General features: G+C 66.2%; 23 protein-coding genes. 9 read left to right on the forward strand and 14 right to left on the reverse strand.

The genetic code is table 11. The annotated features are described in order from the left end of the window. The first annotated feature begins 155 nt into the window (after nt 1-155). Entirely contained in the window at nt 156-881 is a 726-nt protein-coding gene (locus tag QNO03_RS08750; RefSeq protein ID WP_289602999.1) for a TetR/AcrR family transcriptional regulator, read from the forward strand. Further along, the gene (locus tag QNO03_RS08755) at nt 878-2,596 is read left to right on the forward strand and encodes an MDR family MFS transporter (protein ID WP_289603000.1); all 1,719 of its coding nucleotides are present in this window, start codon (nt 878-880) and stop codon (nt 2,594-2,596) included. The genes QNO03_RS08750 and QNO03_RS08755 overlap by 4 nt, the downstream gene beginning before the upstream one ends. An 80-nt stretch (nt 2,597-2,676) precedes the next feature. On the opposite strand, the gene QNO03_RS08760 is transcribed toward QNO03_RS08755, so the two are convergent. The 4 genes from QNO03_RS08760 to QNO03_RS08775 form a co-directional block, all read right to left on the reverse strand. Further along, the gene (locus QNO03_RS08760; RefSeq protein WP_289603001.1) at nt 2,677-3,147 is read right to left on the reverse strand and encodes an NUDIX hydrolase; all 471 of its coding nucleotides are present in this window, start codon (nt 3,145-3,147) and stop codon (nt 2,677-2,679) included. A gap of 4 nt (nt 3,148-3,151) precedes the next feature. Beyond that, on the reverse strand, nt 3,152-3,685 hold the full coding sequence (locus QNO03_RS08765; protein ID WP_289603002.1) for a prepilin peptidase: 534 nt from the start codon (nt 3,683-3,685) through the stop codon (nt 3,152-3,154). 62 nt (nt 3,686-3,747) lie between these two features. Next, nucleotides 3,748-5,076: an RNA 5'-3' helicase PhoH2 gene (gene phoH2, locus QNO03_RS08770; RefSeq protein WP_229949638.1), complete on the reverse strand. Its 1,329-nt coding sequence runs from the start codon at nt 5,074-5,076 to the stop codon at nt 3,748-3,750. Between the two features lie 153 nt (nt 5,077-5,229). Continuing rightward, entirely contained in the window at nt 5,230-5,991 is a 762-nt protein-coding gene (locus QNO03_RS08775; protein WP_289603003.1) for an isoprenyl transferase, read from the reverse strand. Between the two features lie 285 nt (nt 5,992-6,276). On the opposite strand from QNO03_RS08775, the gene trhA reads away from it, so the two are divergent. After that, entirely contained in the window at nt 6,277-6,927 is a 651-nt protein-coding gene (gene trhA, locus QNO03_RS08780; RefSeq protein WP_289603262.1) for a PAQR family membrane homeostasis protein TrhA, read from the forward strand. Here the strand turns inward: trhA and QNO03_RS08785 are convergent. The 3 genes from QNO03_RS08785 to mca are packed head-to-tail and all read right to left on the reverse strand — an operon-like array spanning nt 6,924 to nt 10,329. After that, on the reverse strand, nt 6,924-9,035 hold the full coding sequence (locus QNO03_RS08785) for a thioredoxin domain-containing protein (RefSeq protein WP_289603004.1): 2,112 nt from the start codon (nt 9,033-9,035) through the stop codon (nt 6,924-6,926). The two genes, trhA and QNO03_RS08785, sit on opposite strands and share 4 nt — an antisense overlap. A 10-nt stretch (nt 9,036-9,045) precedes the next feature. Continuing rightward, nucleotides 9,046-9,360, reverse strand: a complete 315-nt coding sequence (locus QNO03_RS08790) for a hypothetical protein (RefSeq protein ID WP_289603005.1) — start codon at nt 9,358-9,360, stop codon at nt 9,046-9,048. Between the two features lie 51 nt (nt 9,361-9,411). Beyond that, complete coding sequence (mca, locus tag QNO03_RS08795; protein ID WP_502874569.1) at nt 9,412-10,329, reverse strand: mycothiol conjugate amidase Mca; 918 nt, start codon at nt 10,327-10,329, stop codon at nt 9,412-9,414. 57 nt (nt 10,330-10,386) lie between these two features. Between mca and QNO03_RS08800 the strand changes: the two genes are divergently transcribed. Continuing rightward, entirely contained in the window at nt 10,387-10,845 is a 459-nt protein-coding gene (locus tag QNO03_RS08800) for a DUF4307 domain-containing protein (protein ID WP_289603006.1), read from the forward strand. 222 nt (nt 10,846-11,067) lie between these two features. Beyond that, nucleotides 11,068-11,559 carry a transcription elongation factor GreA gene (greA, locus tag QNO03_RS08805; RefSeq protein WP_229949628.1) on the forward strand — a complete coding sequence of 164 codons (492 nt, stop codon included), beginning with the start codon at nt 11,068-11,070 and terminating at the stop codon, nt 11,557-11,559. A 33-nt stretch (nt 11,560-11,592) separates the two neighbouring features. Here greA and QNO03_RS08810 read toward each other — a convergent pair whose 3' ends face one another. The 6 genes from QNO03_RS08810 to QNO03_RS08835 all read right to left on the reverse strand — a co-directional run bounded on the left by QNO03_RS08810 (nt 11,593) and on the right by QNO03_RS08835 (nt 17,431). Next, complete coding sequence (locus QNO03_RS08810; protein WP_289603007.1) at nt 11,593-12,174, reverse strand: rhomboid family intramembrane serine protease; 582 nt, start codon at nt 12,172-12,174, stop codon at nt 11,593-11,595. Nucleotides 12,175-12,178: 4 nt separating this feature from the next. Beyond that, nucleotides 12,179-13,420, reverse strand: coding sequence for a threonine ammonia-lyase (ilvA, locus tag QNO03_RS08815; RefSeq protein ID WP_289603008.1), 1,242 nt, complete (start codon nt 13,418-13,420; stop codon nt 12,179-12,181). Beyond that, a complete protein-coding gene (locus QNO03_RS08820) occupies nt 13,417-14,640 on the reverse strand; it encodes an AI-2E family transporter (RefSeq protein ID WP_289603009.1) in 1,224 nt (407 codons plus the stop codon). The genes ilvA and QNO03_RS08820 overlap by 4 nt, the downstream gene beginning before the upstream one ends. Nucleotides 14,641-14,688: 48 nt before the next feature. After that, the gene (locus QNO03_RS08825) at nt 14,689-15,651 is read right to left on the reverse strand and encodes an aldose 1-epimerase family protein (RefSeq protein ID WP_289603010.1); all 963 of its coding nucleotides are present in this window, start codon (nt 15,649-15,651) and stop codon (nt 14,689-14,691) included. 43 nt (nt 15,652-15,694) lie between these two features. After that, nucleotides 15,695-16,402: an ANTAR domain-containing protein gene (locus QNO03_RS08830; RefSeq protein WP_289603011.1), complete on the reverse strand. Its 708-nt coding sequence runs from the start codon at nt 16,400-16,402 to the stop codon at nt 15,695-15,697. 186 nt (nt 16,403-16,588) lie between these two features. Further along, complete coding sequence (locus tag QNO03_RS08835; protein ID WP_229949616.1) at nt 16,589-17,431, reverse strand: Bax inhibitor-1/YccA family protein; 843 nt, start codon at nt 17,429-17,431, stop codon at nt 16,589-16,591. Nucleotides 17,432-17,777: 346 nt separating this feature from the next. Here QNO03_RS08835 and QNO03_RS08840 point away from each other — a divergent pair, with 346 nt between their 5' ends. From QNO03_RS08840 to QNO03_RS08855, 4 genes are all read left to right on the forward strand, one after another. Continuing rightward, a complete protein-coding gene (locus tag QNO03_RS08840) occupies nt 17,778-19,079 on the forward strand; it encodes a branched-chain amino acid ABC transporter permease (protein ID WP_289603264.1) in 1,302 nt (433 codons plus the stop codon). 9 nt (nt 19,080-19,088) lie between these two features. After that, on the forward strand, nt 19,089-20,069 hold the full coding sequence (locus QNO03_RS08845) for a branched-chain amino acid ABC transporter permease (RefSeq protein ID WP_229949614.1): 981 nt from the start codon (nt 19,089-19,091) through the stop codon (nt 20,067-20,069). A 116-nt stretch (nt 20,070-20,185) separates the two neighbouring features. Next, nucleotides 20,186-21,133, forward strand: coding sequence for an ABC transporter ATP-binding protein (locus QNO03_RS08850; RefSeq protein ID WP_229949790.1), 948 nt, complete (start codon nt 20,186-20,188; stop codon nt 21,131-21,133). Beyond that, on the forward strand, nt 21,130-21,873 hold the full coding sequence (locus QNO03_RS08855; RefSeq protein WP_229949612.1) for an ABC transporter ATP-binding protein: 744 nt from the start codon (nt 21,130-21,132) through the stop codon (nt 21,871-21,873). Before QNO03_RS08850 ends, QNO03_RS08855 begins: the two co-directional genes overlap by 4 nt. A 129-nt stretch (nt 21,874-22,002) precedes the next feature. Here the strand turns inward: QNO03_RS08855 and QNO03_RS08860 are convergent, their stop codons facing one another. Continuing rightward, complete coding sequence (locus QNO03_RS08860) at nt 22,003-23,394, reverse strand: ABC transporter substrate-binding protein (protein WP_289603012.1); 1,392 nt, start codon at nt 23,392-23,394, stop codon at nt 22,003-22,005. Nucleotides 23,395-23,459: the final 65 nt, after the last annotated feature.

Here is a 23,459-nt window from a genome sequence, read left to right on the forward strand (position 1 = left end):
GGCGGGTATCAGCCACAGCCGGGGCGGTTCATTTCAGCCAAAGGAGCGTCCGGACATCCGGGCGCTCCTTTGCTCTGCCCCGTGCGTCCGGCGCGCCCGACACATCCCCGGGCACAATTTGCACTCTGATGTACCAGAGTGCAAAACTTTGCTCCGTGATAAACAGTGCACCAGGGGACGAATGCGGCCTGCGGGAACGCAAGCGCACCGCCACACGGGCGGCCATCACGGCCCATGCCCGGACCCTGACCGCGGCCCACGGCGTCAACGGTTTCACCGTTGAACAACTGTGCGAGCGGGTCGGCATTTCCCGCCGCACGTTCTTCAATTACTTTCCCGCGAAGGAAGACGCCATCCTGGGTTCACCGGCTGACGATCTTCCCGAGGACCTGGTCCAGCGCTTCATAGCCGGTGGTCCCGGGGCCGCTGGGAACGGGCTCTCCCCCACCCTGGTTGCGGACTTCGTGGATCTGGCCGTCGGCATGACTGAACGCATGGCCATGTCGCGAACGGAGATGGCCCAGTTGAAGAAAGCCGTCGGCGCCGAGCCCCGGCTCATCCACAAGGCCATGCACGGCTCGCAGGAGGCAGAGGAAACCTTTGCCCGGATCGTGGCCACCCGCGAATCCCTCCCTGTCGATGATGCGCGGGTCCGGGCCGTAGTCACAGTCTTCGGAGCCATGGTCCAGCGCGCTGGACTCCGCTTCTTCGATCCTGCAAATACCGATTCCTACCGCCGCACGCTCGTCATTGAGGTCAATGCCGCGATCGAAGTGTTTTCGCCTGCGTCACTGCTCCCCATCGAACCGGCGGATCCCCGCCCAGCATCCACTTCCCCTGCCACTACCGGCTCTGTCGATACCGCCAAGGACACCGAATGACCACCACCGCTGAACCTGTTTCCGGGCCGCTTCTGCTGACCCAGAAACGCATCTGGATCATCTTTTCCGCCCTGATCGCCGGAATGCTGCTTTCGAGCCTCGACCAGACCATTGTCTCGACGGCGATGCCCACCATCGTCGGGGAACTCGGCGGCGTCGAGCACCAGACCTGGATCACCACCGCCTACCTGCTCGCAACCACCATCGTGATGCCCATCTACGGCAAATTCGGCGATGTGCTGGGGCGCCGCAACCTGTTCCTGTTCGCGATTGCCCTCTTCACGGCGGCATCCGTGGGCTGCGCCTTCGCCACCGACTTCTGGGCATTCGTGGTCTTCCGCGCCATCCAGGGCCTGGGCGGCGGCGGCCTGATGATCCTCTCGCAGGCCATCATCGCCGACATTGTGCCGGCTAACCAGCGCGGCAAATACCTCGGCCCGCTGGGCGGCATCTTCGGACTGTCCGCCGTTGCCGGCCCCCTGCTGGGCGGCTTCTTCGTAGACCACATGACCTGGCAGTGGGCGTTCTACATCAACATCCCCATCGGCATCATCGCCTTCCTCATTGCCTTCTTCACCCTGACCCTGCCGACCAAGAAGGCACAGAAGCGCATCGATATCGGCGGCGTGGTGTTCCTGTCCATCGCCACCACCTGCCTGATCTTCTTCACCGACTTCGGCGGACGCGACGACTACGGCTGGACCGACCCGATGACGCTCGCGTTCGGTGCGGGAATGCTTGCGGCGGCCCTCATCTTCGTGATGATCGAGCGCCGGGTCGAGGATCCGATCATTCCACTGAGCCTGTTCCGGAATCCGATCTTCGTCAACAGCACGGCCATCGGCTTCACCCTGGGCATGGGGATGTTCGCCGCACTGGCATTCGTCCCCACCTTCCTGCAGATGTCCACCGGTACCTCCGCAGCCGTCTCCGGCCTGCTGATGCTGCCGATGATGGTCGGCATGATGGGCACCTCGATCTACTCCGGCCTCGCCATCACCAAGCACGGGACCTACAAGAAGTACCCGATTATGGGTGCCGCGCTGGTGATCCTCGCCATGCTGTGGATGACCACCCTCTCCGCCGACACTCCGGTCTGGGTCATCTGCGCACAGCTGTTCGTGTTCGGCGCCGGCCTGGGCTACATCATGCAGGTGGTGGTGCTCGTGGTGCAGAACTCGGTGCCCGTGGACCAGATCGGCACGGCCACCTCCAGCAACAACTACTTCCGCGAGGTTGGCGCCTCCCTGGGTGTCGCCATCTTCGGTGCGATGTTCACGTCCCGGCTCTCGGACAACCTGGAGGCGACCTTCGCAGGGGCCGGGCTCGACGCCGGTGCGGCAGGCGAGGCGACTGCCACCCTGCAGCCGTCGGTGCTCGACACCCTTCCCGAGCCGCTGCGGGAGGGCATCGTCACGGCCTACGCCGATTCGCTTGCCCCGGTCTTCTGGTACCTGATCCCGTTCCTCGTCATCGCATTGGTCCTTGCGTTCTTCCTGAAGGAAATCCCGCTGTCCGATGTGGCCGGCATGGTGGCCCGGGGCGAAGCAGTGGGCGGCCCCGAGGCGGACCGGCTGGAAGCAGAACGTCTCGCCGCACTGAAGGGGACCGGCCGGGAGGCTACCTCCCCGTCAGGCACTCCTGCGGAAGGCGGCCGTGCGGAAGCCTCAGAGGCTCCGCTGCAGGCTCCGGAGAACCCCTACCGGGAGAAGTAGCGGATTCGTTTTGCATTAACCGGCGAAAGGGCCGTCCCGCTGCTGCGGGGCGGCCCTTTCCTGTTTGGGTTGTCAATGGCTCAGCGCTCGAAGACGGGAACACCGTTCGCCGTGCGGGCCAGGTCAATCAGCATGCGGTGCCGGTCGCTCAGCGGCGGCAGGTCATCCAGGGCGTACCAGCCCACCTCGGTGGATTCGTCGTCGTTCACCCGCGCGGACCCGGAGAGATACCGGCAGCTGAAGGCGAGGTTCAGGAAGGAGCACACGTCGCCGTTCGGAAAGGTCACCGGACCGTGCGCGCCCACATGGATGAGGTGTTCAAGCTCCGCGTGGACGCCGGTTTCTTCTTCCACCTCACGCAGGGCACCCGGCCCGGCTTCCTCCCCCGGTTCGAGCATGCCGGTGATCAGCGCCCACCGTCCGTTATCCGCCCGCCGGCCCAGCAGGACCTGCTCCGCTGCGTTAAACACCACGGCCGTGACGCCGGGCAGCCAGAGCGGATCGTGCCCTATCCGTTCGCGCAGGGACAGGACAAAATCTGGGGTAGGCATCCTCCTACTGTAGGGCAGGGACCAGCATGGCCACGGCGGATCCCAGGAGCAGGAACGGGCCAAAGGCCACCGTCGAGGACGCCGTGCCGCGGCCGGTGAGGATCAGCACCACCCCGCAGATGCCGCCGAAAACAAACGCCGCCACCATCCCGGCCAGGACGTGGCCGGCGCCGAGAAAACCCAGATAGAGGCCCAGCAGTCCGGCAAGCTTCACGTCCCCGAAGCCCAGGCCCGCAGGACTCGCCAGCCTCAGCGCGAAGAACCCGGCCCACAGCCCTGCCGCTCCCAGCAGCATGGCGGCAATCCGGTCCGGTTCCCCGGCGGCGAGCGCGGCACCGGCCAGCAGCACCCCCGCAACCGGATAGGAGGGCAGGACCAGCCCGTTGGGCAGCCGCCGGGTGCGGATATCGATCACGGCCAGCCGGAGGCCCACAGCCGCGAACCAGGCTAGGGCCGCACCCAGCAGGACCGCGGCGACGGAAGCACCCGCCGTTCCGGCCGCACCCGCACCGTAGTAACCCGCCAGGATCTCCACCATGGGGCCCACCGTACCGACCCCGGGAGCCCTCCGCGGAACACCGGCCAGGCGCTGTGGACAAGCTAGCCGATCTGCCCTTCCTCCAGGAGTTCCGTCACGAGTGCCGCGATGGGCGAACGCTCGGAGCGGGTCAACGTCACGTGCCCGAACAACGGATGGCCCTTGAGCGTCTCGACCACGGCAGCAACGCCGTCGTGCCGGCCCACCCGCAGGTTGTCGCGCTGGGCGACGTCGTGGGTCAGGACCACCTTGGAATTCTGTCCAATCCGGGACAGGACGGTGAGCAGGACGTTCTTCTCCAGCGACTGCGCCTCGTCCACGATCACGAACGCGTCGTGGAGGGAGCGTCCCCTGATGTGCGTCAGGGGCAGCACCTCGAGCATGCCGCGGTCCAGGACCTCTTCCACCACCTCCGGTGAGACGAGCGCCTCCAGGGTGTCGAAGACCGCCTGCCCCCAGGGCCCCATTTTTTCGGCCTCGGTGCCGGGGAGGTAGCCGAGTTCCTGCCCGCCCACGGCGTAGAGCGGCCGGAACACCATGACCTTGCGGTGTTCCCGGCGTTCGAGTACCGCTTCCAGCCCGGCACACAGTGCCAGCGCGGACTTTCCGGTACCGGCCCGTCCGCCCAGCGAGACTATCCCCACCTCGCGGTCCATCAGCAGGTCGATGGCCAGCCGCTGTTCGGCCGAGCGTCCGTGCAGCCCAAAGACGTCCCGGTCCCCGCGCACCAGCCGCAGCCGCTTATCGGCGCCCACCCGGCCGAGGGCGGAAGCACGCCCGGCCATCAGTACCGCACCCGTGTTGACGGGGAGTTCCGCGGCTTCGGGGATCAACAGCGCCTGGTGGTCGTAGAGCAGCGCCATGTCCGCGTCGGAGATGTCCAGTTCGGCCACTCCGGTCCAGCCCGAATCCCGGACCAGTTCGTTGCGGTATTCATCCGCGGCCAGCCCCATCGCCGAGGCCTTCACCCGCATGGGCAGGTCCTTGGACACCACGGTGACGTTCCGGCCGCCGTCGGCCAGGCTCTTGGCGACGGCCAGGATCCGGCTGTCATTGTCGCTTCCCCGGATACCGGCGGGCAGGACGTCCGTGGAGATGTGGTTCAGCTCCACCCGCAGTGTGCCGCCGTTGTCCCCCAGGGGAATGGCCGCTCCGAGGCCGCCGTGCTGGACGCGCAGGTCATCCAGCAGGCGTAGGGCATTCCGTGCGAAATAGCCCAGCTCGGGATCCTGCCGCTTGCGCTCTAGTTCGGTAATCACCACCAGGGGAAGAATCACCTCGTGTTCGGCAAACCGGAGTATCGCCCGGGGATCGGACAAAAGCACCGAAGTGTCCAGCACAAAGCTGGACCGCCCGGATTCCGCTGCATTTTCCTGCTGTTCAGCTGCCACGTGGAACTCCCGTCAGGGGCGCCCCAAGGCCCCGGTCGCTGGATGAAACACAGTTCGGCCGGCACCTAAGCTGACCGATAGCACCAAAGTACGCCCGCGGCCCGGTGTTCCGCAGCAGGACACGGCCGTCGGCGGCCGCACAGGGAAGGCGGTTCAGGAACCGAAGCGCCGCTGCCTGTTGGCGTAGTCACGCAGGGCCCGCAGGAAGTCCACCCGCCGGAAATCCGGCCACAGTGCTTCGCAGAAATAGAACTCGCTGTAGGCGCTCTGCCACATCAGGAAGCCGGAGAGACGCTGCTCGCCGGAGGTCCTGATGACCAGTTCCGGGTCCGGCTGGCCGCGGGTGTAAAGGTATTCGGAAATTTTGGTGTCGGAGATTTCCTCGGTTACTTCCGCGATTGACTTGCCCTCGGCCTCAGCGTCCCGCAGGAGTTCCTTGACGGCGTCGACAATTTCCCGCCGCCCGCCGTAGCCGATGGCCACGTTTACATGCAGCCCGTCGGCGTCGCCGGTGCTGTCGCCGAGCTCAGTGAGCTGCTTGGCCAGCCGTGACGGAAGGATCTCCAGGGCCCCCACCGGCTGGACCCGCAGGTTGCCCTCTTCGCCCAGGCGGTCCAGGGTGTTGCCGATAATGTCCAGCAGCGGTTCCAGCTCGTCCGCGTCACGGTTCAGGTTGTCAGTGGAGAGCATGTAGAGGGTCACCATCCGCACACCGAGTTCCTGGCACCAGCCCAGGAACTCCAGGATCTTGTCCGCTCCGGCCTGGTGCCCGTCGCTGGTGGGCGCACCGGCGAGTTTGGCCCACCGCCGGTTTCCATCCACCATTACCCCGATGTGTTCGGGGATGCGGTCTCCAATCAGGGACCGCCGCAGCTTACGCTCGTAGTAGGCGTAGACAACACCGGGGAATTTCATTGTTTGCCTCACGTGCCTGGGGTCCGGGACAGACGCAACTGAACGTTCCGCAGGCTCCGGCTCTGCCCAAAGTAGAAAAATCTTCTCCTAGGCTACCGCTAGCCCGGCTTGCCGCTGCGCCGACCGGCGGGGGCAACGACCCGCCTCGCTCTAAGTTACCCGATCGTAAGTTAGAATTCCGTTATGGATTCGTCACCATTTTCCGCCCGCCCAACAGGTGTTCCCGCCCAGCATGATCCGGAGTCCCGGACCGCGCCCGGCCCCCTTGAAAACGCCGTTGAAGCCATTGCCGAAGAACTCGAAGTCAAGCCGCGCCTGCGTGGCTGGCTGCATGCCGGCGCCACTCCCCTGGCCCTCGCGGCCGGGATCATCCTCGTGTCCGTGGCCCCGACCACCGGCACCCGGATTGCCTCGGCCATCTACGCCTTCACCGGTGTGCTGTTGTTCGGCACCAGCGCCGTCTATCACCGCGGCAACTGGTCCCCCAAGGTCAAACGGGTGCTTAAGCGCCTGGACCACACCAACATCATGCTGGTGATAGCCGGTTCCTATACCCCGCTTGCCTGGTCCCTGCTCCCCCGGGACAGCGCCTCGACGCTGCTGTGGATCATCTGGTCCGGCGCCCTCGTCGGGGTCGCCTTCCGGCTGCTCTGGCTGCACGCGCCCCGCTGGCTCTACACCCCCGTCTATATCGCCCTGGGCTGCGCTTCCCTGTTCTACATTCCGGATTTCTACGGCACCAACCCAACGGCGGCAATCCTTATCTGCGTAGGCGGCGTGGCGTACATCGCCGGTGCCGTGATGTACGCCATGAAGAAACCCAATCCGTCCGTGGACTGGTTCGGTTTCCATGAGATCTTCCATGCCCTGACGCTGGCCGGATTCGCCGCGCACTACGCGGCGATCATGCTGGCTGTCCGCTCAGTGGCCGGCTAGGACCGCAGTCCGCGGAACTGCTCCACCAGCTCCTGGGGATCCGCGGCCGGGCGGCTGCAGACCATGCCCCGGCACAGGTAGGCCAGGGCGCCGCCGTCCGGAGCGGTCCGGCCACGCAGCAGCGGAACCTGCGTCTGCGTGCCCGGTCGGCGGGCGACGACGACGCCGGGCCCACCCGCGCTCCTGCCTGCCCGCAGCAGCTGCTCCACCAAGACGGGATCGTTGCCGGTCACGGCCAGTTCCAGCGGACCTTCCAATGCCTGCGTCAGGACGGACATGGCCCAGCCGCCGGCCCGGGGCGCACGTGCCGCCACCAGCTGCACATGGGACAGCAGCGCTTCGGCGAGGGCACGGTGCCGGGAGGAACCCGAATACGCCGCGTAGGTGACCAGCACCCCGGCAAACAAGGCGGCTCCGCTGGGTGTGGGGCCGTCCATGGGATCGGCGGCGGAAAGTGATCCCTGCGCAGCGGCCAGCTGGTCCGTGCGTACAGCGGTGTCCTGCAGGGTCCCTTCGGAAATGAACCGCTGCTCTGCAGCCAGGACCAGCTCCTCGGCGGCCAGGTACCACTCTTCCTCGCCCGTGGCCGCGAAAAGCGCAAAAAGGCCCTCCGCAGTGCCCGCATAGTCTTCCAGCAGGCCCTCGATGCCCGAGGCCCTGCCGTTGTGGGACACCCGGGCCAGAATGCCGTCCCGGTAATGGACGCGGAGCAGGTAGCCCGCGGCCTCCCGCGCCAGGTCCAGCAGCCCGGCATCCTGAACGGAGCCTGCGTCCGCCAGGGCCACGGCAGCATCGGCCAGGCCCGCTATGGCCAGCCCGTTCCAACCCGCGACGACCTTGTCATCCCGGTCCGGCTGGGGCCGCCGGTCCCGGGCCGCCAGCAGGTCGGGCCGGTAACGCTGCCACAGCTGGTCCTCCTCCGGCGCGAGGCTGCGCCCAAAGTGCAGGGTTGAGGCGCCGTCCTCCATCCGGCCGGTGTCAAGGTCAAGCAGGGCCAGGATGGCATCTGTATCCGGACCGGCGCCGGCCAGCACGGAGCGCAGCTCATCGGAGGTCCACACATAGGTGGCACCCTCCCGCCGCTGCCCGTCCACAAGGGTGTCGGCATCGAGCGAGGAGGCGAACCCTCCCCCGTCCACGCGCAGCCGTTTGGCAAGCCAGGCCGCAGTATCGGTACTGACCTGCAGTGCCAGGTTCCGCTGATCTCCGGTGGGTGCCGAGCGGCTCCAGTGGGCGTAGAGGCGCAGCAGCTGGGCGTTGTCGTAAAGCATTTTTTCAAAGTGCGGAACAGCCCAGGCGCGGTCCACCGTGTACCGGGCGAAGCCCCCTTCGAGCTGGTCGTACAGCCCGCTGCGGGCCATGGTTTCCAGGGTGCGGTCGGCGACGGCGGCAGCGGTGCCGGCTGCGGGCCGCCCGGTGGAACCGTACTCGAGGAGGAACCGCAGCAGGGGCGACGGCGGGAACTTCGGAGCACCTCCGAGTCCGCCGAAACGGGGATCCTCCTGCTCGGCGACGGTCTCCACCGCTGTGGCAAGCACGTCACCGGAGAGCGGGCCGGACCCGCCGGGGGCAAGCTCCAGGGTACCGACCAGCCGGCGGTTGCCGGCCTGGGCCGATGCCAGGTGCGCGGCGATCTGGGCCGCGCTGGCCTCGACTTCCTCCGGGCGGTCCCGCCAGGCGGAGGAAACCGCCTCCAGCACCTGCCGGAAGGACGGCATGCCCTGCAGCTGCCGGGGCGGGAAATACGTGCCGGCGTAGAAGGTGCGCCCATCAGGGAGGGTGAACACGCTCATCGGCCAGCCGCCCTGGCCGGTGAGTGCCTGGGTGGCTGCCATATACACGGCGTCGACGTCCGGGCGTTCCTCGCGGTCCACCTTCACCGAGACGAAGAACTCGTTCAGGTACTGCGCTGTGGCGGCATCCTCGAAGGATTCGTGGGCCATCACATGGCACCAGTGACAGGCCGCGTAGCCCACGGAAATAAAGACTGGGACATTTCGGCGGCGGGCTTCGGCGAAGGCTTCTTCGCCGAAGGGCCACCAGTCAACCGGGTTGTCCGCATGCTGGCGGAGGTAGGCCGATGCCTGGTTCCTCAGTCTTTCAGCCATGGTGTGCCTGCTACTTCAGGTGGTCCCAGGTGGTGTCCCGGTCCTCAGGAGCACTGGGGGTGCTCTTGGCGGGCACGGGTCCGGCGGCGTCGGGGACGGCGGCAGCTTCGCGTTCCAGCTTCTCGGTGACCAGCTGCTCGCGGTAACGCACCCGGCGGATGCGCTTGGTCATATCGCGGATCAGGAAAATGATCGCGATCACCATAAAGAGGGTGAAGAGGAACCCGAGCGTGCCGGGTGTGACATCGCTGGGGTCGACCCCCGGCGCAAGGGTCTCCTCGGGTGCCGGGGTAACGGCCGTAGCCAGGCTGTACAGGAAGTTCACGGTATATCTCTCTTTTAGCCAATACTGCGGCGGAACCTACGTTCCCGAGGTCTATCGTATGCCAGCGAACAGATCAGTTTCAGGCAGTTCGGTTTCCACGCGGGACTCGATCAGGGAGTAGTCCTCCCAGGGCCAGACCTTGCGCTGCATCTCCGGGCTCACAGCGAAGAAGAATCCTTCGGGATCCACCTGGGTGCGGTGGCTGCGCAGGGCCTCGTCACGGACCTCGAAGAAGTCCCCGCACTCGATCTGTGTAGTGGTGGCGTGTGTGGGAGCCGGCGGCTGGTGCCCCTCCGTGTCGGTTTCCTGCCAGGCCGCGATGCGCTCGGCGTACGGGGACTGCAGGCCCGCTTCCTCGAGGGCAAAGTGCAGGGCACGGAACCGCTCGGGGTTGAAGGCACGGTCATAGTAGAGCTTCAGCGGCTCCCACGCCGGGCCGGTCCCCGGGTAGCGCGCTGGGTCCCCGGCAGCCGTGAAGGCCTCCACGGCAACCTTGTGCGCCATGATGTGGTCGGGGTGCGGGTAGCCGCCGTTTTCGTCGTAGCTGATGATGACGTGCGGACGGAACTCCCGGACCAGCTTCACCAGCGGCGCGGCGGCACGTTCCAGCGGCTGCAGGGCGAAGCAGCCGAAGGGCAGGTCCGGCAGCGGATCACCTTCGGGCAGCCCGGAATCGGCAAAGCCCAGCCAGCGGTGCTGAACACCCAGGGCAGCCTGCGCGGCAGCCATTTCCCGGCGGCGCAGTCCGGCCAGGTCCCGTTTGCCGGCGGGATCGCCTTCGGCACCGGGGTTCAGGATGGAACCGCGTTCCCCACCGGTGCAGGTAGCCACCATCACGTCGATGCCCGCGGCGGCGTAGGAGGCCATCATGGCCGCACCCTTGCTGGCCTCGTCATCGGGGTGGGCATGTACTGCGAGCAGGCGCAGTGGAGCGGTGGGCCGGATTTCGGCGCTTTCACGGGCAGACAAGGCAACTCCTGAGCTAAGCGGAATATGGCGTGGAAATCGACCAGCTAAAATGGGGCCGTGAGTACTTCGGAAGGTCAGCCCGAGACGTCGGCACCCCAGCAGCCGGACGTTTCCACGTCCGAGTCCAGATTAGCCAATCGCTACGGCGCCCCAAAGCGGCGCCTCACCCGGCGTACCCGCGTCATTGCAGCGGCCGCCGCGGTCATTGCCGCGGTAGGGGCAGCAGCGTGGATGAACGTCCCCTCCTCCACCGGAACGGTAACCTCCAAGGACGTGGGCTTCAGCTTCCCTGCCGAGGACCGGGTCATTGTTGATTTCAAGGTCGACAAGTCCGCCGGCAGCACTGCTGCCTGCGCGGTGCAGGCACTCAACGAAAGTTACGCCGTCGTCGGCTGGAAGACGGTGGTACTGGGACCGGACGCGCCGGACAGCAGCAGCCAGCACCTTGAACTCCGCACCGATTCCCCGGCGGTCACCGGCGGCGTCTACAGCTGCTGGGTGGTGGACGGGGACTAGGCGCCGTGACGTCTGGGCGCGCCATATTGGGTTAAGCCCGCACGCAAACTAGTATGGTTAGCACGACATGCCCCGCCCAGGTGTCCGGCTGGTCTTTGGTACACATTCCAAAGCCGAACGGCTCCGCCCGGCGGGGTCTTTGCTTGTCAGGCCGATCCGGCCGGCGGCATTCAGCCATGCCGGACCATCCGATGGCCCGGACGTTTATCTAAGGAGATACCCGTGTCAACCAACAGCGCATCTGTCGCCTGGCTCACGCAGGAGTCTTACGACCGCCTGAAGGCGGAACTCGAGCACCTGTCCGGTCCCGGCCGGACGGAAATTGTTGCCCGTATCGAGCAGGCACGGTCCGAGGGCGACCTCAAGGAAAACGGCGGCTACCACGCAGCCAAAGAGGAACAGGGCAAGGCTGAGGCCCGGATCCGGCAGCTGACGCAGCTTCTTGAGACCGCACATGTTGGTGAATCTCCGGCGGACGACGGCGTCGTGGAGCCGGGCATGCTGGTGGAAGCCCGCGTTGCAGGCGACGTGGAAACCTTCCTGCTGGGCAGCCGGGAGATTGCAGGCGACGGCGACATCGTCGTCTACAGCGAGAAGTCTCCGCTGGGTGCGTCCATCCAGGGCCTCAAGGCCGGGGACAGCACCACGTACACCGCGCCGAACGGCAAGAGCATCTCCGTGGAAATCATCTCCGCCAAGCCGTACGTCGGCTAGGTTCTTCCACTGAACCGCCGGAGGCGGGCTTTCCTACGGGAGGGCCCGCCTTTGTGTTGCCGGCCGGCGCCCGCGCCGCAGTACGACGGCGGCCAGCACCCCGCCTGCCGCCCCGAACAGGTGCGCCTGCCAGGAGACGCCCAGCGTGGTGGGGAAAAGTCCCCACAGGATTGATCCGTAAATCAGGAACAGCACTCCGCTGAGCAGGATCTGGAAAATATCGCGGTTATAGAATCCCCGGACCATCAGGTAGGCAAACAAGCCGAAGACGACGCCGGAGACCCCCACCGTGAGTCCGCTGCCGAACAGCCACACTCCGATGCCGGAGCACAGCCAGGAAATCGCCAGTACCGACACGAACCGCCGGACACCCTCCAGCAGGGTGAGGAACGAAAAGACGATCAAGGGCAGCGTGTTGCCGATCAGATGGGCCGCCCCGGCGTGCAGCAGCGGGGCGAAGACCACGCCGTCGAGCCCTTCCATCTGCCGCGGAAGAATTCCCAGCAGCGGAAAGAGGACCGGCGAGAAGGCCGGCGTGAATAGGTAGACCGCCCACAGGACGGCCGCGAACAGGAGCGACCCGGTAAGGGCGGTGCGGGCACGGTTGGCGAACATGCGCTTAACCCGGCAGCACGACGGGCTGGAAACCTTCTGCCCGCAGATTCTTCAGGACCAGTTCGCAGTGTTCGTGGCCCTTGGTTTCCATGTTGATGCTGATGGCAACGTCTCCCATGCTGATGGATCCTCCAACCCTGGTGTGGTCCACACCCGTGACGTTGGCATCCGATTCCGCAATGATCCGCGAGATGGTCGCCAGTGATCCGGGCCGGTCATCGAGGAGGATGCGGACCACCAGGTAGCGGCCCGCGGCGGCCAGTCCCCGCTGGATCACCTTCAGCATCAGCATCGGATCGATGTTGCCGCCGGAGAGGATCACAGCGGTCGTCCCGGGACTTTCAATCTTCCCGTCCATCAGGGCGGCCACTCCCACGGCGCCTGCCGGTTCCACGACCATTTTGGCGCGCTCGAGAAGGAATATGAGTGCCCGGGCCAGGGAGTCCTCGCTGACGGTCACCACATCGTCCACAAGCTCCCGGATGATGGAGAACGGCAGCTGCCCCGGCCGCCCGACGGCGATGCCGTCCGCGATGGTGGTGACCCGCGTCAGCGGCACCAGGGCATCAGCAGCGAGCGACGGCGGGTAGGACGCCGCATTTTCGGCCTGGACGCCGATGATCCGGATGTCCCGGCCAAGTTCCCGGGCGCGGGACTTCAGTGCAACGGCGACGCCGGCCAGCAGTCCGCCGCCGCCCACTCCCATCAGCACGGTGTCCAGGTCGGGGATCTGGTCCAGCAGCTCCAGTCCGATGGTCCCCTGCCCGGCCACGACGTCCACGTTGTCGAATGGATGCACAAACACCGCACCCGTCTGGTCGGCGTATGCCTGGGCTTCGGCCAGGGCGTCATCGACGCTGTGGCCGTGCAGGATGACCTCCGCTCCGTGGCCCCGGGTGGCGGCCAGCTTGGGCAGCGCAACGCCCAGCGGCATGTAGATCCGGGCGGCGATGCCCAGCCGTGCCGCCGCCACGGCCACACCCTGGGCGTGGTTCCCGGCGGAGGCCGCCACTACCCCGCGGGCCTTGTCTGCGGGTGACAGCTTGGCCATGCGGACGTAGGCTCCGCGGACCTTGAAGGAACCGGCCCGCTGCAGATTTTCACACTTGAGGTAGACCGGGGACCCGGTCTCGCGGGCCAGCGCCCGGGACATCTCGATGGGTGTGTGGGCTATGACGCCGTCGAGGAGTTTCGCTGCCGCCCGGATATCGTCCAGGGTGACAGGCAGGTTGGCCAGATCGGTCATGGGCGCTTCCCTTCCCCTGCCGTCGGCGATTCCTCCGCGCCGGGACTGTCGTCGGTCCCGGCGTCGTCCTCATCCTCGCCCCCGTCTTCGTCCATGGCCGGATCGTCTTCCCAGCCGCGGGCGGCAATGTAGCGGACCATCGTGTTGAGGATCGCCAGCAGCGGGACGGAGAACAGGGCTCCGGCAATGCCGGCGGCGAGAGTGCCGCCGGTGACGGCCAGGATGACGGCGAGCGGGTGGAGGGACACTGCCCTGCCCATGACCAGCGGCTGGAGGATATGGGATTCCAGCTGCTGCACCAGCAGGACGATGCCCAGCATGATCAGCGCATTGACCGCACCGTTAGCCACCAGCGCCAGCAGGACGGCCACGAAGCCGGTGACAAAGGCACCTACGAGGGGAACGAAGGACCCAAGGAAAACCAGGACGCCCAGGGGCAGCGCCAGCGGCACACCGATGAGGGCTGCTCCGCCGCCGATGCCGATGGCGTCGATGAGCGCGACCACCACCTGTACCCGCACATAGTTGACCATGGACTCCCAGCCGTGGATGCCGGCACCATAAGCGGCCGGACGTGCCCGGCGCGGCAGCAGGCCGGAGGTGAACTCCCAGATCCGCCGGCCGTCCAGCAGGAAGAAGACCAGGGCGAACAGGGTCAGCAGGATCCCGGCCGCAAAGTGGCCGGCGCTGCTTCCCACGCTCAAGGCACCGGACAGGATATTGGCCGAGTTGTCCTGCAGAGTGGTGGTGGCTTCATTCAGCAGGGAGTCAAGGTCGCCGGCCGTGACGTTCAGGGGGCCCGAGGAGAGCCACCCCTGGACCTGGCGGACCCCTTGCAGTGTCTCTCCCCAAAGATCCTGGAACCCGAGGGCAAGCTGCCGTCCCACCAGAGTCAGGGCTGCGGCGATGACGCCGAGGAAGGTCACGATGGTGACTGCCACCGAGAGGCCGCGGGGCAGCCGGTTCCGCCGCAGCCAGTTCGCCACAGGTGACAGCAGGCCCGCCAGCAGGGCCGCAATCATCAGCGGAATGATCAGCAGCGAGAAGTGGCTGAGTATCCAGATGAGCCCGGCGCCAACGATCAGGACAACACCGAGGCGCCAGGCCCAGGCGGCGCTTACCCGGAGGGCGAAGGGGACCTCATCATTGTTCCGGCTGGAATTCGCCGCGGCCGCCTGCAACGCACGGGGCGCCGCGGTGCGGCGTACGTGGGGTTTCATGGGGCCATCTTTCCATACCGGGCCGGTCCCGGACCCGTCTTTACGTGCCTATCCCCTGCTGTTACCGCTGACCGGGTCCAGCTCGGCCCGGATGCCCCATCGGGCGGAAAAATCCTGTCCCGGCTGCAGCCAGGCCAGTCCCTCCCCCGAGTTCAGGGCATTGGCCGGGGCGGTCATCGGTTCCAGCGCCACGGCGCACGCCTGGCCGGGGAATTTGTCCGTCACGAAGACGTGGACGTAGCCGCATTCAGGTCCCGTCCAGAGACTGACCGTGCGGCCGTCCGGGGCTGTGAGGGTATGCCGGTACGTGCCCGGCTCGGCAGCACTGAAGGCCAGGTCCGTATACGCGCTGTTGAGGTCCAGTCCGCCCACCCGCACTCCCGCACGAAGGTTTGCGGAACCGGTTGGCTCCTGCCTGCCGTTCGGAATAAGGCGGTCGTCAGCGGTGAGCACGGTATCCGCCGCCACCGTCAGGACCAGGTCCCCGGTCGGCACCTCGCCAAGTCGCAGGAACGGATGGGCGCCGAGGGCAACGGGAGCGGCCGCGGTCCCTAAGTTGGTCAGGCTTTGGTGCACGCGCAACCCGCCGGCGTCGTCCAGGGTGTACCGGGCGCGGTGCAGAAGGTGGAATGGATACCCGTGCTGCGGGAAGATTTCCGCGCTCAGTTCCACCGCAGACGGAACATGCTCCCGGAGGGTGTAGCCGGTGTTGCGCAGCAGCCCGTGGCTGGCATGCCCGCGGGAGGGTTCGGTGATGTCCAGCTGCTGGGTTTCTCCGTCCAGGATCCAGCGCCCATCCTCCGTCCGGTTGGGCCAGGGTGCCAGCAGCATCCCGTTGGCCAAAGGCGGTATGGCACTGTCCGGGTGGGTCTGCACCAGGTCCACCCCGTCCAAGGTGTAGCGCCGCAGCGCGCCGGCCAGGGTCCCGATTACGGCGCGGGCGCCGCCGTTGCTGATTTCATACTGCGTGCCGGTGGCCGGAGGGGCTGGTTCGCTGCCGGTGAGGTTCATGTCCACTTATGTTACCCGTGTGCTCCCCGCCGGACGCCGTGTGTCACTCATCGAAATGGGTGCTCACCCGGTCACTGACGGATGCCACGACTCCGGCTGCGACGTTCCGGATCTTGATGTTGCGGCTGTTTGAGACGCTGCGGAGGATGTCGACCGCTGCCTGCTGGCTGCAGCCGTTCTGCCCCATGATGATGCCTGCCGCTAGGTCCACTACGGTCCGGGATTCCAACGCTGCCTGGAGGTTCGCGGCACGGTTGGCCTGGGTATCGATCAGCAGGGCCACCCGCACGGCCTTGGCGAGTGCTGCCGCGACGGCACGGACGTCGTCGGCGCCCGGCGCGAACGCGTGGACCCGTGCCGAATAGCAGCTGAGGACTCCCCGGCCCCCCGCCAGCGGGAGGGCAACGGCCACAAGGGACCGGATTCCGTTGCCGGCGCCCCCGGTCATGGCGGTCCAACGCCGGTCCGCAGCAAGGTCCGGCACCACGACGTCGGGACCGCCGCCCAGCACCGTGCCGCCCGGGCTTCCCGGCCCGTACTCCGCCTCGCCCAGCGTGGCGGGAAGTCCCGGGGTCCGGACCGTCAGGCGCGGCCGGCGGCTGCGGTCAACGGCGATCGAACAGCCTGCGGGAGCGGCGAGGCCGAGCCGTCCGGCCGCGATGCCGGCAGCTTCCGCAAGGAAGACGGCCGGTTCCGTTCCGGCCAGCAGGACATCAATGAGCTCCTCGACTACAGACTGCCGATGGGCCACGAAAACTCCTTCCAGGCGGCACCTGCCGCCATGCTACGTCGCCGGGCGGAAGGTGCACAGAGTGCGCGGCCGTATGAGGATTCACCGCAGCCCAAACGGCGGAAGGACCGCAGGCGGTGTGCCTGCGGTCCTTCCCGGAAGTACTGCTGCGGAGTCGTTAAGTCACCGCTGCGGAGTTCTCGCCGATTAGTCGTTGCCCCGGAGGATCGAGAGGAGACGGATAATCTCCACGTACAGCCACACCAGGGTGACGGTCAGACCGAAGGCAGCGGTCCAGGAGTAGCGCTCCGGGGTGCCCGCCTTGACGCCCTGCTCGATGGACGTGAAGTCCATGATCAGCGAGAACGCGGCCAGGCCGATGGCCAGGACCCCGATGAATACGCCCAGCGGGATGCCGAAGATTTCCACGCTTCCGCGCAGGCCCCACGGATCCTGCACGCCGCCGAAGATCATCAGGCCCACGTTCAGCAGCGAGAACACGGCGTAGCCGATGATGGCGATCATAAAGAAGCGGATGGCCTTGGGGGTGGCGCGCACCTTGCCGCTGCGGAACAGCACGAGGGTGACGCCGAAGACTGCCAGGGTGCCCAGCACTGCCTGCAGGCCGACGCCCGGGTACGCGTTGTCCAGGACAGCGGTGAGCCCGCCGAGGAACATGCCTTCAAGGAACGCGTAGGCCAGGATCAGTGCAGGAACCGGCTCACGCTTGAAGGAGTTCACCAGGCCCAGGACGAAGCCGCCCAGGGCGCCCAGGATCATCAGCCCGCCACCCATGCCCGGAAGGATGAAGGTGGGGACCGCGGCACCCACCAGAACCATGGCCAGGCAGAAGACGGTCTTCATGATGACGTCGTCGTAAGTCATACGGCCCATGTCCGAGGGCTTGGCCGACGGCGCCGAGTAAAGATCCTGCAGCTGCTGCGGGGTCATGTAGCTGTTGTCTGTTGCCAGTGAACCCGTGGCGGTGCCGCCACGGGTCTGGGAACGGAAGTTCTTTCCGTTGAAAACCGGATTTCCGCCAAGTGCCATTGAATCTGTCCTCCATCTGGGGGGCTGTTTCAGCCCAGCCTACCAAGTACAACGACGACGGCGGGCTGCGGATTCCCGGAAATCCGCGCCCGTGGGTCACGGTTCGGTACACGAGCGTCGTCCGCAGGGCCCGCCACCTTGCGGCCCCGGCAACAAAGTCGTTACGCGATCGCGACATGCGTGCCGGGACAAACGTCACTGCCTGAAACATTCAGTAGGTAGCATGTTCCCCAATCGGTGACCTGTGTCACATCTGCCCGCCTGCGCGCCGCATCTTCGGTTTCGCAGCCCTGCGTGGAGGTTTCAAAACTTGGTAAGAACATCGGCGCTGACCCGGTATCTGGGGATGCTGGCGGCCGTGGCGGCAATGTTTGCCGCCCTGCTGCTCGCAGCCCCTGCCGCTTCCGCAACCACAGCCACACCGGACGCCACCTCGTCCGCCACCAGCCCCGGCGCCACGGACGGGTCGGAATACCGCGACCGGATCAGCGGCGTCGTCAAGAACGAGGGCACCCCCCTTGAAGGGGTCAAAATCACCGCCACCGGCAACGGATATGAAGGTGAGGCGGAGACCGGAGCCAACGGATCCTGGTCCATCGGCGTTCCCGAACAGGGCGCCTACGAAGTGGAGCTGGACGAATCCACGCTGCCGGACGACGTCGCCCTGGCGGAGGGACAGCAGAATCCCCGCACCGTGACCTTCGCCGGCACCTCCAACATCACCACGCTCTTCCTGCTCGGCGAAGGAATCGTCGTACAGCAGGAGAGCCTGGCCTCCGCCATCACGGAGCGGGCGGTGGCCGGACTGAGTTTCGGCCTGCTGCTTGCTCTGAGCGCGGTGGGCCTGTCCCTGATCTTCGGCACCACCGGCCTGACGAACTTTGCGCACGGCGAGATGGTCACCATGGGCGCCGTCCTGACCTTTGGTTTTGCCGCATTGGGGATGCCCACCTGGGTGGCCATCCCGCTGGCCGTCGTCGGCGGCGCGGCCTTCGGCTACGTCCAGGACGCCGGGCTGTGGAAGCCGCTGCGGCGGCGCGGCACCGGCCTGATCCCGATGATGATCATCAGCATCGGCCTCGCCGTCTCCGTCCGGTACACCGTGCTGTTCTTCCTGGGCGGCGGCACCCAGCAGCTGCCCGGGGCACAGAGTCCCACCCTGGAACTCGGGCCCGTCTCCATTCCGCAGAACACCCTGATCTCGCTGGTGGTCAGCCTGGCCGTCATCCTCGTCGTGGCCCTGCTCCTGCTGCGCACCCGCATCGGCAAGGCCACCCGGGCCGTTTCCGACAACCCGGCGCTGGCCGCCGCTTCCGGCATCGACGTGGACCGGGTCATCCGGCTCGTCTGGGTGGTCGGCGGCGCACTCGCGGCACTGGGCGGCATCCTCTGGGCGTACTACCGTCCCGGTGTGTCCTTCAACATGGGCCAGCAGATCCTGCTCCTCATCTTTGCCGGCGTCACCCTCGGCGGTCTCGGCACCGTCTTCGGCGCCCTGATCGGTTCCGTGATTGTGGGGCTCTTTGTGGAAATCTCCACTCTCTGGCTGGAGGCGGACCTGAAATACGTGGGCGCGCTGGTCATCATGATTCTTGTCCTGCTTGTCCGTCCCCAGGGGATCCTGGGCCGCCGCGAGCGCATTGGTTAGGGGCCCCTCATGGATTTCTCGAACATTCTTCTCGGCGCACTCAACGAGATCATCAGCCCCACGACGGCGGCGTACGCACTGGCGGCCCTGGGGCTTGCCGTCCACTTCGGCTATACCGGACTGCTGAACTTCGGCCAGGCCGGCTTCATGGCCGTGGGCGCGTACGGCTTCGCCATTCCGATCCTGTCCTTCAATGCACCCCTGCCCCTGGCACTGCTGATAGCGCTTCTCGGTTCAGTGGTGTTCGCCGTCATCCTGGGCATCCCGACGCTGCGCCTGCGCGCCGATTATCTGGCCATCGTGACCATCGCCGCGGCCGAAATCATCAGGTACGTGGTGACCACCAACAGCATGACGCCGATCACCGGTTCCGCCAACGGCCTCGCAGCCTTCACCGGCAGCTTCTACGACCTGAACCCGATTCCCTCCGGCAGTTACGACCTGGGCCCGTTTGCCATGAACGAACGCGACGTCTGGGTCCGGCTCGTCGCCTGGGCACTGGTCATCGGCGCCTGCTTCCTGGTCTGGCTGCTGGTGCGCAGCCCGTGGGGCCGGGTCGTGAAGGGCATCCGGGAGGATGAAAACGCCGTCCGCGCCCTTGGCAAAAACGTCTACGCGTACAAGATGCAGGCGCTGGTCATCGGCGGTGTCCTCGGCTCCCTCGCGGGCATCGTCTTCACTCTCCCCCGAGGGGCAGTACAGCCGGCCAACTACGGTACGGAACTGACCTTCTACCTCTACACCGCCCTGCTTCTGGGCGGCATGTCCACGGTGCTCGGCCCGGTACTCGGTTCCATGATTTTCTGGGTGCTGCTCTCCGTGACCCAGGGCGTGCTGTACGGCGCCATCGAAGCCGGGTACATCACTTTCATTTCCACTTCGCAGGCAGGACAGATCCGCTACATCCTGGTGGGTGTGGCACTGATGCTGCTAATGATCTTCAGGCCCCAGGGCATCCTGGGCAATAAGAAGGAGCTGGCGTTCGCATGAGTTCCCAGTCAGACCAGCCGCGGGCGAGGGTCCGCGCCGGCGGGGCACACGCCGCCGAACCTGCCACCACAGCCACAACTGTCGCTCCCGAACCCGGCGACGGCAGCAACGAGTTCATGACCGACACCCGGCCCATTGCGGCGGGCGACGTCGGCCCCGGCTGCCGGAAGCGGGATCCCATCCTGGTGGCCAAGAACGTCACCAGGACCTACGGCGGCATCAACGCCGTCGACGTCGCCCACGTGGAAATCCCGCGGCACAAGATCACCGCCCTCATCGGACCCAACGGTGCCGGCAAGACCACGTTGTTCAACCTGCTCACCGGATTCGATACCCCGCAGTCCGGCGAATGGCAGTTCGAGGGCCACGACCTGGCAGGAATGTCCGCCTACAAGGTGGCACGCCTGGGCATGGTCCGTACCTTCCAGCTGACCAAGGTCATGGGCAAGCTCACGGTCATCGAGAACATGCGGCTGGGGGCTGCCTCCCAGCCCGGTGAATCCCTGTGGCGGGCCTTCCTGCCTCCCCTGTGGCGCGCACGGGAGCGGGAGATCACCGAGCAGGCGGACGTCCTGCTGGCCAAGTTCAAGCTGGACACCAAGCGCAGCGACTACGCCGCCTCCCTTTCGGGTGGCCAGCGCAAGCTGCTGGAGATGGCCCGCGCACTGATGGTCCGTCCCAAGCTGGTGATGCTCGATGAGCCCATGGCCGGCGTGAATCCGGCGTTGACGCAGTCGCTGCTGGACCACATCAAGAACCTCAAGGCCGAAGGCATGACCGTGTTGTTCGTTGAGCACGACATGCATATGGTCCGGCACATCGCCGACTGGGTGGTGGTGATGGCCGAAGGCAAGGTCGTCGCCGAAGGCCCGCCCAGCGAGGTCATGAAGGACCAGGCCGTCATCGACGCCTACCTGGGTGCGCACCATGATGTGGACCTGGGTGACTCTGCGGGCTTCGAAAAGCTGGAAGCGGAGTTGGAGCACGACGCCGAATCCTCGGTGGGTACGGAACCTGACGGCGTGGTCGGCGGGCGGATCAACGAGCGGAAGGACCAGGCATGACTGCCGATGCATTCGAAGGCGACTCAGTCGTCAAGGTGACCGACCTCGTGGCGGGCTACATCCCCGGGGTCAACATTCTCAACGGGTGCAGCATCGAGGCACGCCGCGGAGAGCTGATCGGCATCATTGGACCCAACGGCGCGGGCAAGTCGACGCTGCTCAAGGCCATGTTCGGGCTGGTGAAGGTGCACTCGGGAACCGTGGTGGTCCGCGGCCAGGACCTCACCGGGCTGAAGGCCAACAAGCTGGTCAGCCGCGGCGTGGGATTCGTGCCGCAGAACAACAATGTCTTTGCGTCCCTCACCATTGAAGAGAACCTGCAGATGGGCCTGTACCAGGCGCCTAAACGGTTCAAGGAACGGTTCGAGTTCGTGGCCGACCTGTTTCCCGAACTGCACAAGCGGCGGGCGCAGCGGGCCGGTTCGCTGTCCGGCGGTGAACGCCAGATGGTGGCGATGGGCCGGGCACTGATGATGGAACCGGCCGTGCTGCTGCTGGACGAGCCTTCGGCCGGCCTCTCCCCCGTCAAACAGGATGAGGCGTTCCTCCGCGTCCACGAGATCAACCGGGCCGGGGTTTCGGTGATTATGGTCGAACAGAACGCGCGGCGCTGCCTGCAGATCTGCGACCGCGCCTACGTGCTTGACCAGGGCCGCGACGCCTACACGGGGACGGGGCGCGAGCTGATGAAGGACCCGAAGGTCATCCAGCTCTACCTCGGCACACTGGCGGACGCCTAGCACGCCTGCGCTCCGCAGGCCTGGCACAACCAGCGCCTCCCCCGCAGCAGGAGAACAGAACAGCCCCCGCCGGTACCGGCGGGGGCTGTTCTGTTGGCGCTCCGTGCGAGCGCCGGTTGTACGGGACGGTTAGAGCTTGCCCTCTTCGGAGCGGCTCGGCACCGGCTTGTTCTCGGCATCGTACTGGTAGATGCCGATGAACGCTTCCGTCGGGTCGCCGTTCTCATCGAACGTCACCGGTCCGGAATAGCCGTCGTAATCAATGTCGCCGCCGTTGCGCAGAATGGTCACACAGCCGGCGAAGTCGAAGCACTTCTCGCCTTCTGCGGAAACACCCTGCAGCTGTGCGGCCATTGCCTGGCCGTCGGTGGAACCGGCGGCCTCAGCAGCCAGTGCCAGCATGGTGACTGCGTCATAGCTTTCACCGGCGTAGGACCAGTCCTTCAGCGCGGGGTCGATCTCCAGCAGGGACTCCTTGAAGTTGTCCGAGGCGAACGGGCCGGGGATGGTGCCCTGGGCACCTTCAAGCGTTCCGGCTTCCAGGTCCTTGCTGTAGTCCGAGGTATTGCCGTCCACGAAGAACAGCTGCGAGGCGTCCACGCCCTTTGCGGTCAGCAGCGGCACGATGCTCTTGGCCTGCGCGAAGCTGATGACCACAATGGCGTCCGGATCCGCGGCAGCCACGGCGTCGACCTGGCTGCTGAACTGGGAATCGCCTTCGTTGAACATTTCGGAGATGACAACCTGCCCGCCAGCTGCCTCAACACTGCTCTTAACGTTGCTCTGCAGGCCGGTGCCGTAGGCATCGTTGAGGACGATCATGCCGACGGTCTGGGCGCCGCAGCTCATGATGTAGTTGCCCAGGGTACGGCCCTGGAGCACATCGGACGGAGCGGTGCGCCAGTAGAGTCCGTTGTCATCCCAGTCGGTGAAGTCCGGCGAGGTGTTGGCCGGGGAGAACTGGATGACGCCGGCTCCGGTGATCTGCCCGATGACGGTCTTGGAAACGCCGGAGGATGCCGCACCGACAATGGCGCTCACATCCTGGCTGAGCAGGTCCGTGACCGACTGGGTGGCAATGTCCGTGGTGGTGTCGCCCGAGTCGCGGTGAATGACCTCCACGGGCTTCCCCAGGACGCCGCCTGCCTCGTTCACCTGCTCGATGGCGTAGTTAACGCCTGCAATTTCGGGCGGGCCGAGGAAGGCAAGTTCGCCGGTGGTCGGCAGCAGGGACCCGATCTTCAGGGGAACGTCAGTGGTTCCCGTGGAAGCGGGAACAGCCGCGACGTCCCCCTTGGCACCCGGATCCTCGCCCTTGCCGCCTTCGTTCTCGGGGCAGGACAGTCCGGATGCTGCGGTTTCGGTCTCCCCGGCTCCCGAGGTGTCTTCGGCGGACGAATCCCCGCCGCCGCTGCAGCCGCTGGCAAACAGTGCCAGCCCCAGTCCTAGAGCGGCGATTTTGGCGGTACGGGCGTATGCCGTGCCCTGGCCCAGTCCGCCGGCAGTGCGTAGTGCAGTCATAAAAGTTATCTCCCCGATCGAAAGGCGGGTGCCTTTGATGCAATTACCAGGTGTTCCTGATTAGA

The sequence above is a fragment of the Arthrobacter sp. zg-Y877 genome (assembly GCF_030373105.1).
Taxonomy (GTDB): Bacteria; Actinomycetota; Actinomycetes; order Actinomycetales; family Micrococcaceae; genus Arthrobacter_B.

What these genes read in the sequence shown, in the direction of transcription:
- QNO03_RS08820 (WP_289603009.1), bottom strand. Translation starts at nt 14,640, where the DNA reads ATGAAACCCCACGTACGCCGCACCGCGGCGCCCCGTGCGTTGCAGGCG.
- QNO03_RS08840 (WP_289603264.1), top strand. Translation starts at nt 17,778, where the DNA reads ATGCTGGCGGCCGTGGCGGCAATGTTTGCCGCCCTGCTGCTCGCAGCC.
- QNO03_RS08765 (WP_289603002.1), bottom strand. Translation starts at nt 3,685, where the DNA reads ATGGTGGAGATCCTGGCGGGTTACTACGGTGCGGGTGCGGCCGGAACG.
- QNO03_RS08855 (WP_229949612.1), top strand. Translation starts at nt 21,130, where the DNA reads ATGACTGCCGATGCATTCGAAGGCGACTCAGTCGTCAAGGTGACCGAC.
- QNO03_RS08845 (WP_229949614.1), top strand. Translation starts at nt 19,089, where the DNA reads ATGGATTTCTCGAACATTCTTCTCGGCGCACTCAACGAGATCATCAGC.
- QNO03_RS08775 (WP_289603003.1), bottom strand. Translation starts at nt 5,991, where the DNA reads ATGAAATTCCCCGGTGTTGTCTACGCCTACTACGAGCGTAAGCTGCGG.
- QNO03_RS08785 (WP_289603004.1), bottom strand. Translation starts at nt 9,035, where the DNA reads ATGGCTGAAAGACTGAGGAACCAGGCATCGGCCTACCTCCGCCAGCAT.
- QNO03_RS08835 (WP_229949616.1), bottom strand. Translation starts at nt 17,431, where the DNA reads ATGGCACTTGGCGGAAATCCGGTTTTCAACGGAAAGAACTTCCGTTCC.
- QNO03_RS08760 (WP_289603001.1), bottom strand. Translation starts at nt 3,147, where the DNA reads ATGCCTACCCCAGATTTTGTCCTGTCCCTGCGCGAACGGATAGGGCAC.
- QNO03_RS08850 (WP_229949790.1), top strand. Translation starts at nt 20,186, where the DNA reads ATGACCGACACCCGGCCCATTGCGGCGGGCGACGTCGGCCCCGGCTGC.
- ilvA (WP_289603008.1), bottom strand. Translation starts at nt 13,420, where the DNA reads ATGACCGATCTGGCCAACCTGCCTGTCACCCTGGACGATATCCGGGCG.
- QNO03_RS08825 (WP_289603010.1), bottom strand. Translation starts at nt 15,651, where the DNA reads ATGAACCTCACCGGCAGCGAACCAGCCCCTCCGGCCACCGGCACGCAG.
- QNO03_RS08810 (WP_289603007.1), bottom strand. Translation starts at nt 12,174, where the DNA reads ATGTTCGCCAACCGTGCCCGCACCGCCCTTACCGGGTCGCTCCTGTTC.
- QNO03_RS08755 (WP_289603000.1), top strand. Translation starts at nt 878, where the DNA reads ATGACCACCACCGCTGAACCTGTTTCCGGGCCGCTTCTGCTGACCCAG.
- QNO03_RS08860 (WP_289603012.1), bottom strand. Translation starts at nt 23,394, where the DNA reads ATGACTGCACTACGCACTGCCGGCGGACTGGGCCAGGGCACGGCATAC.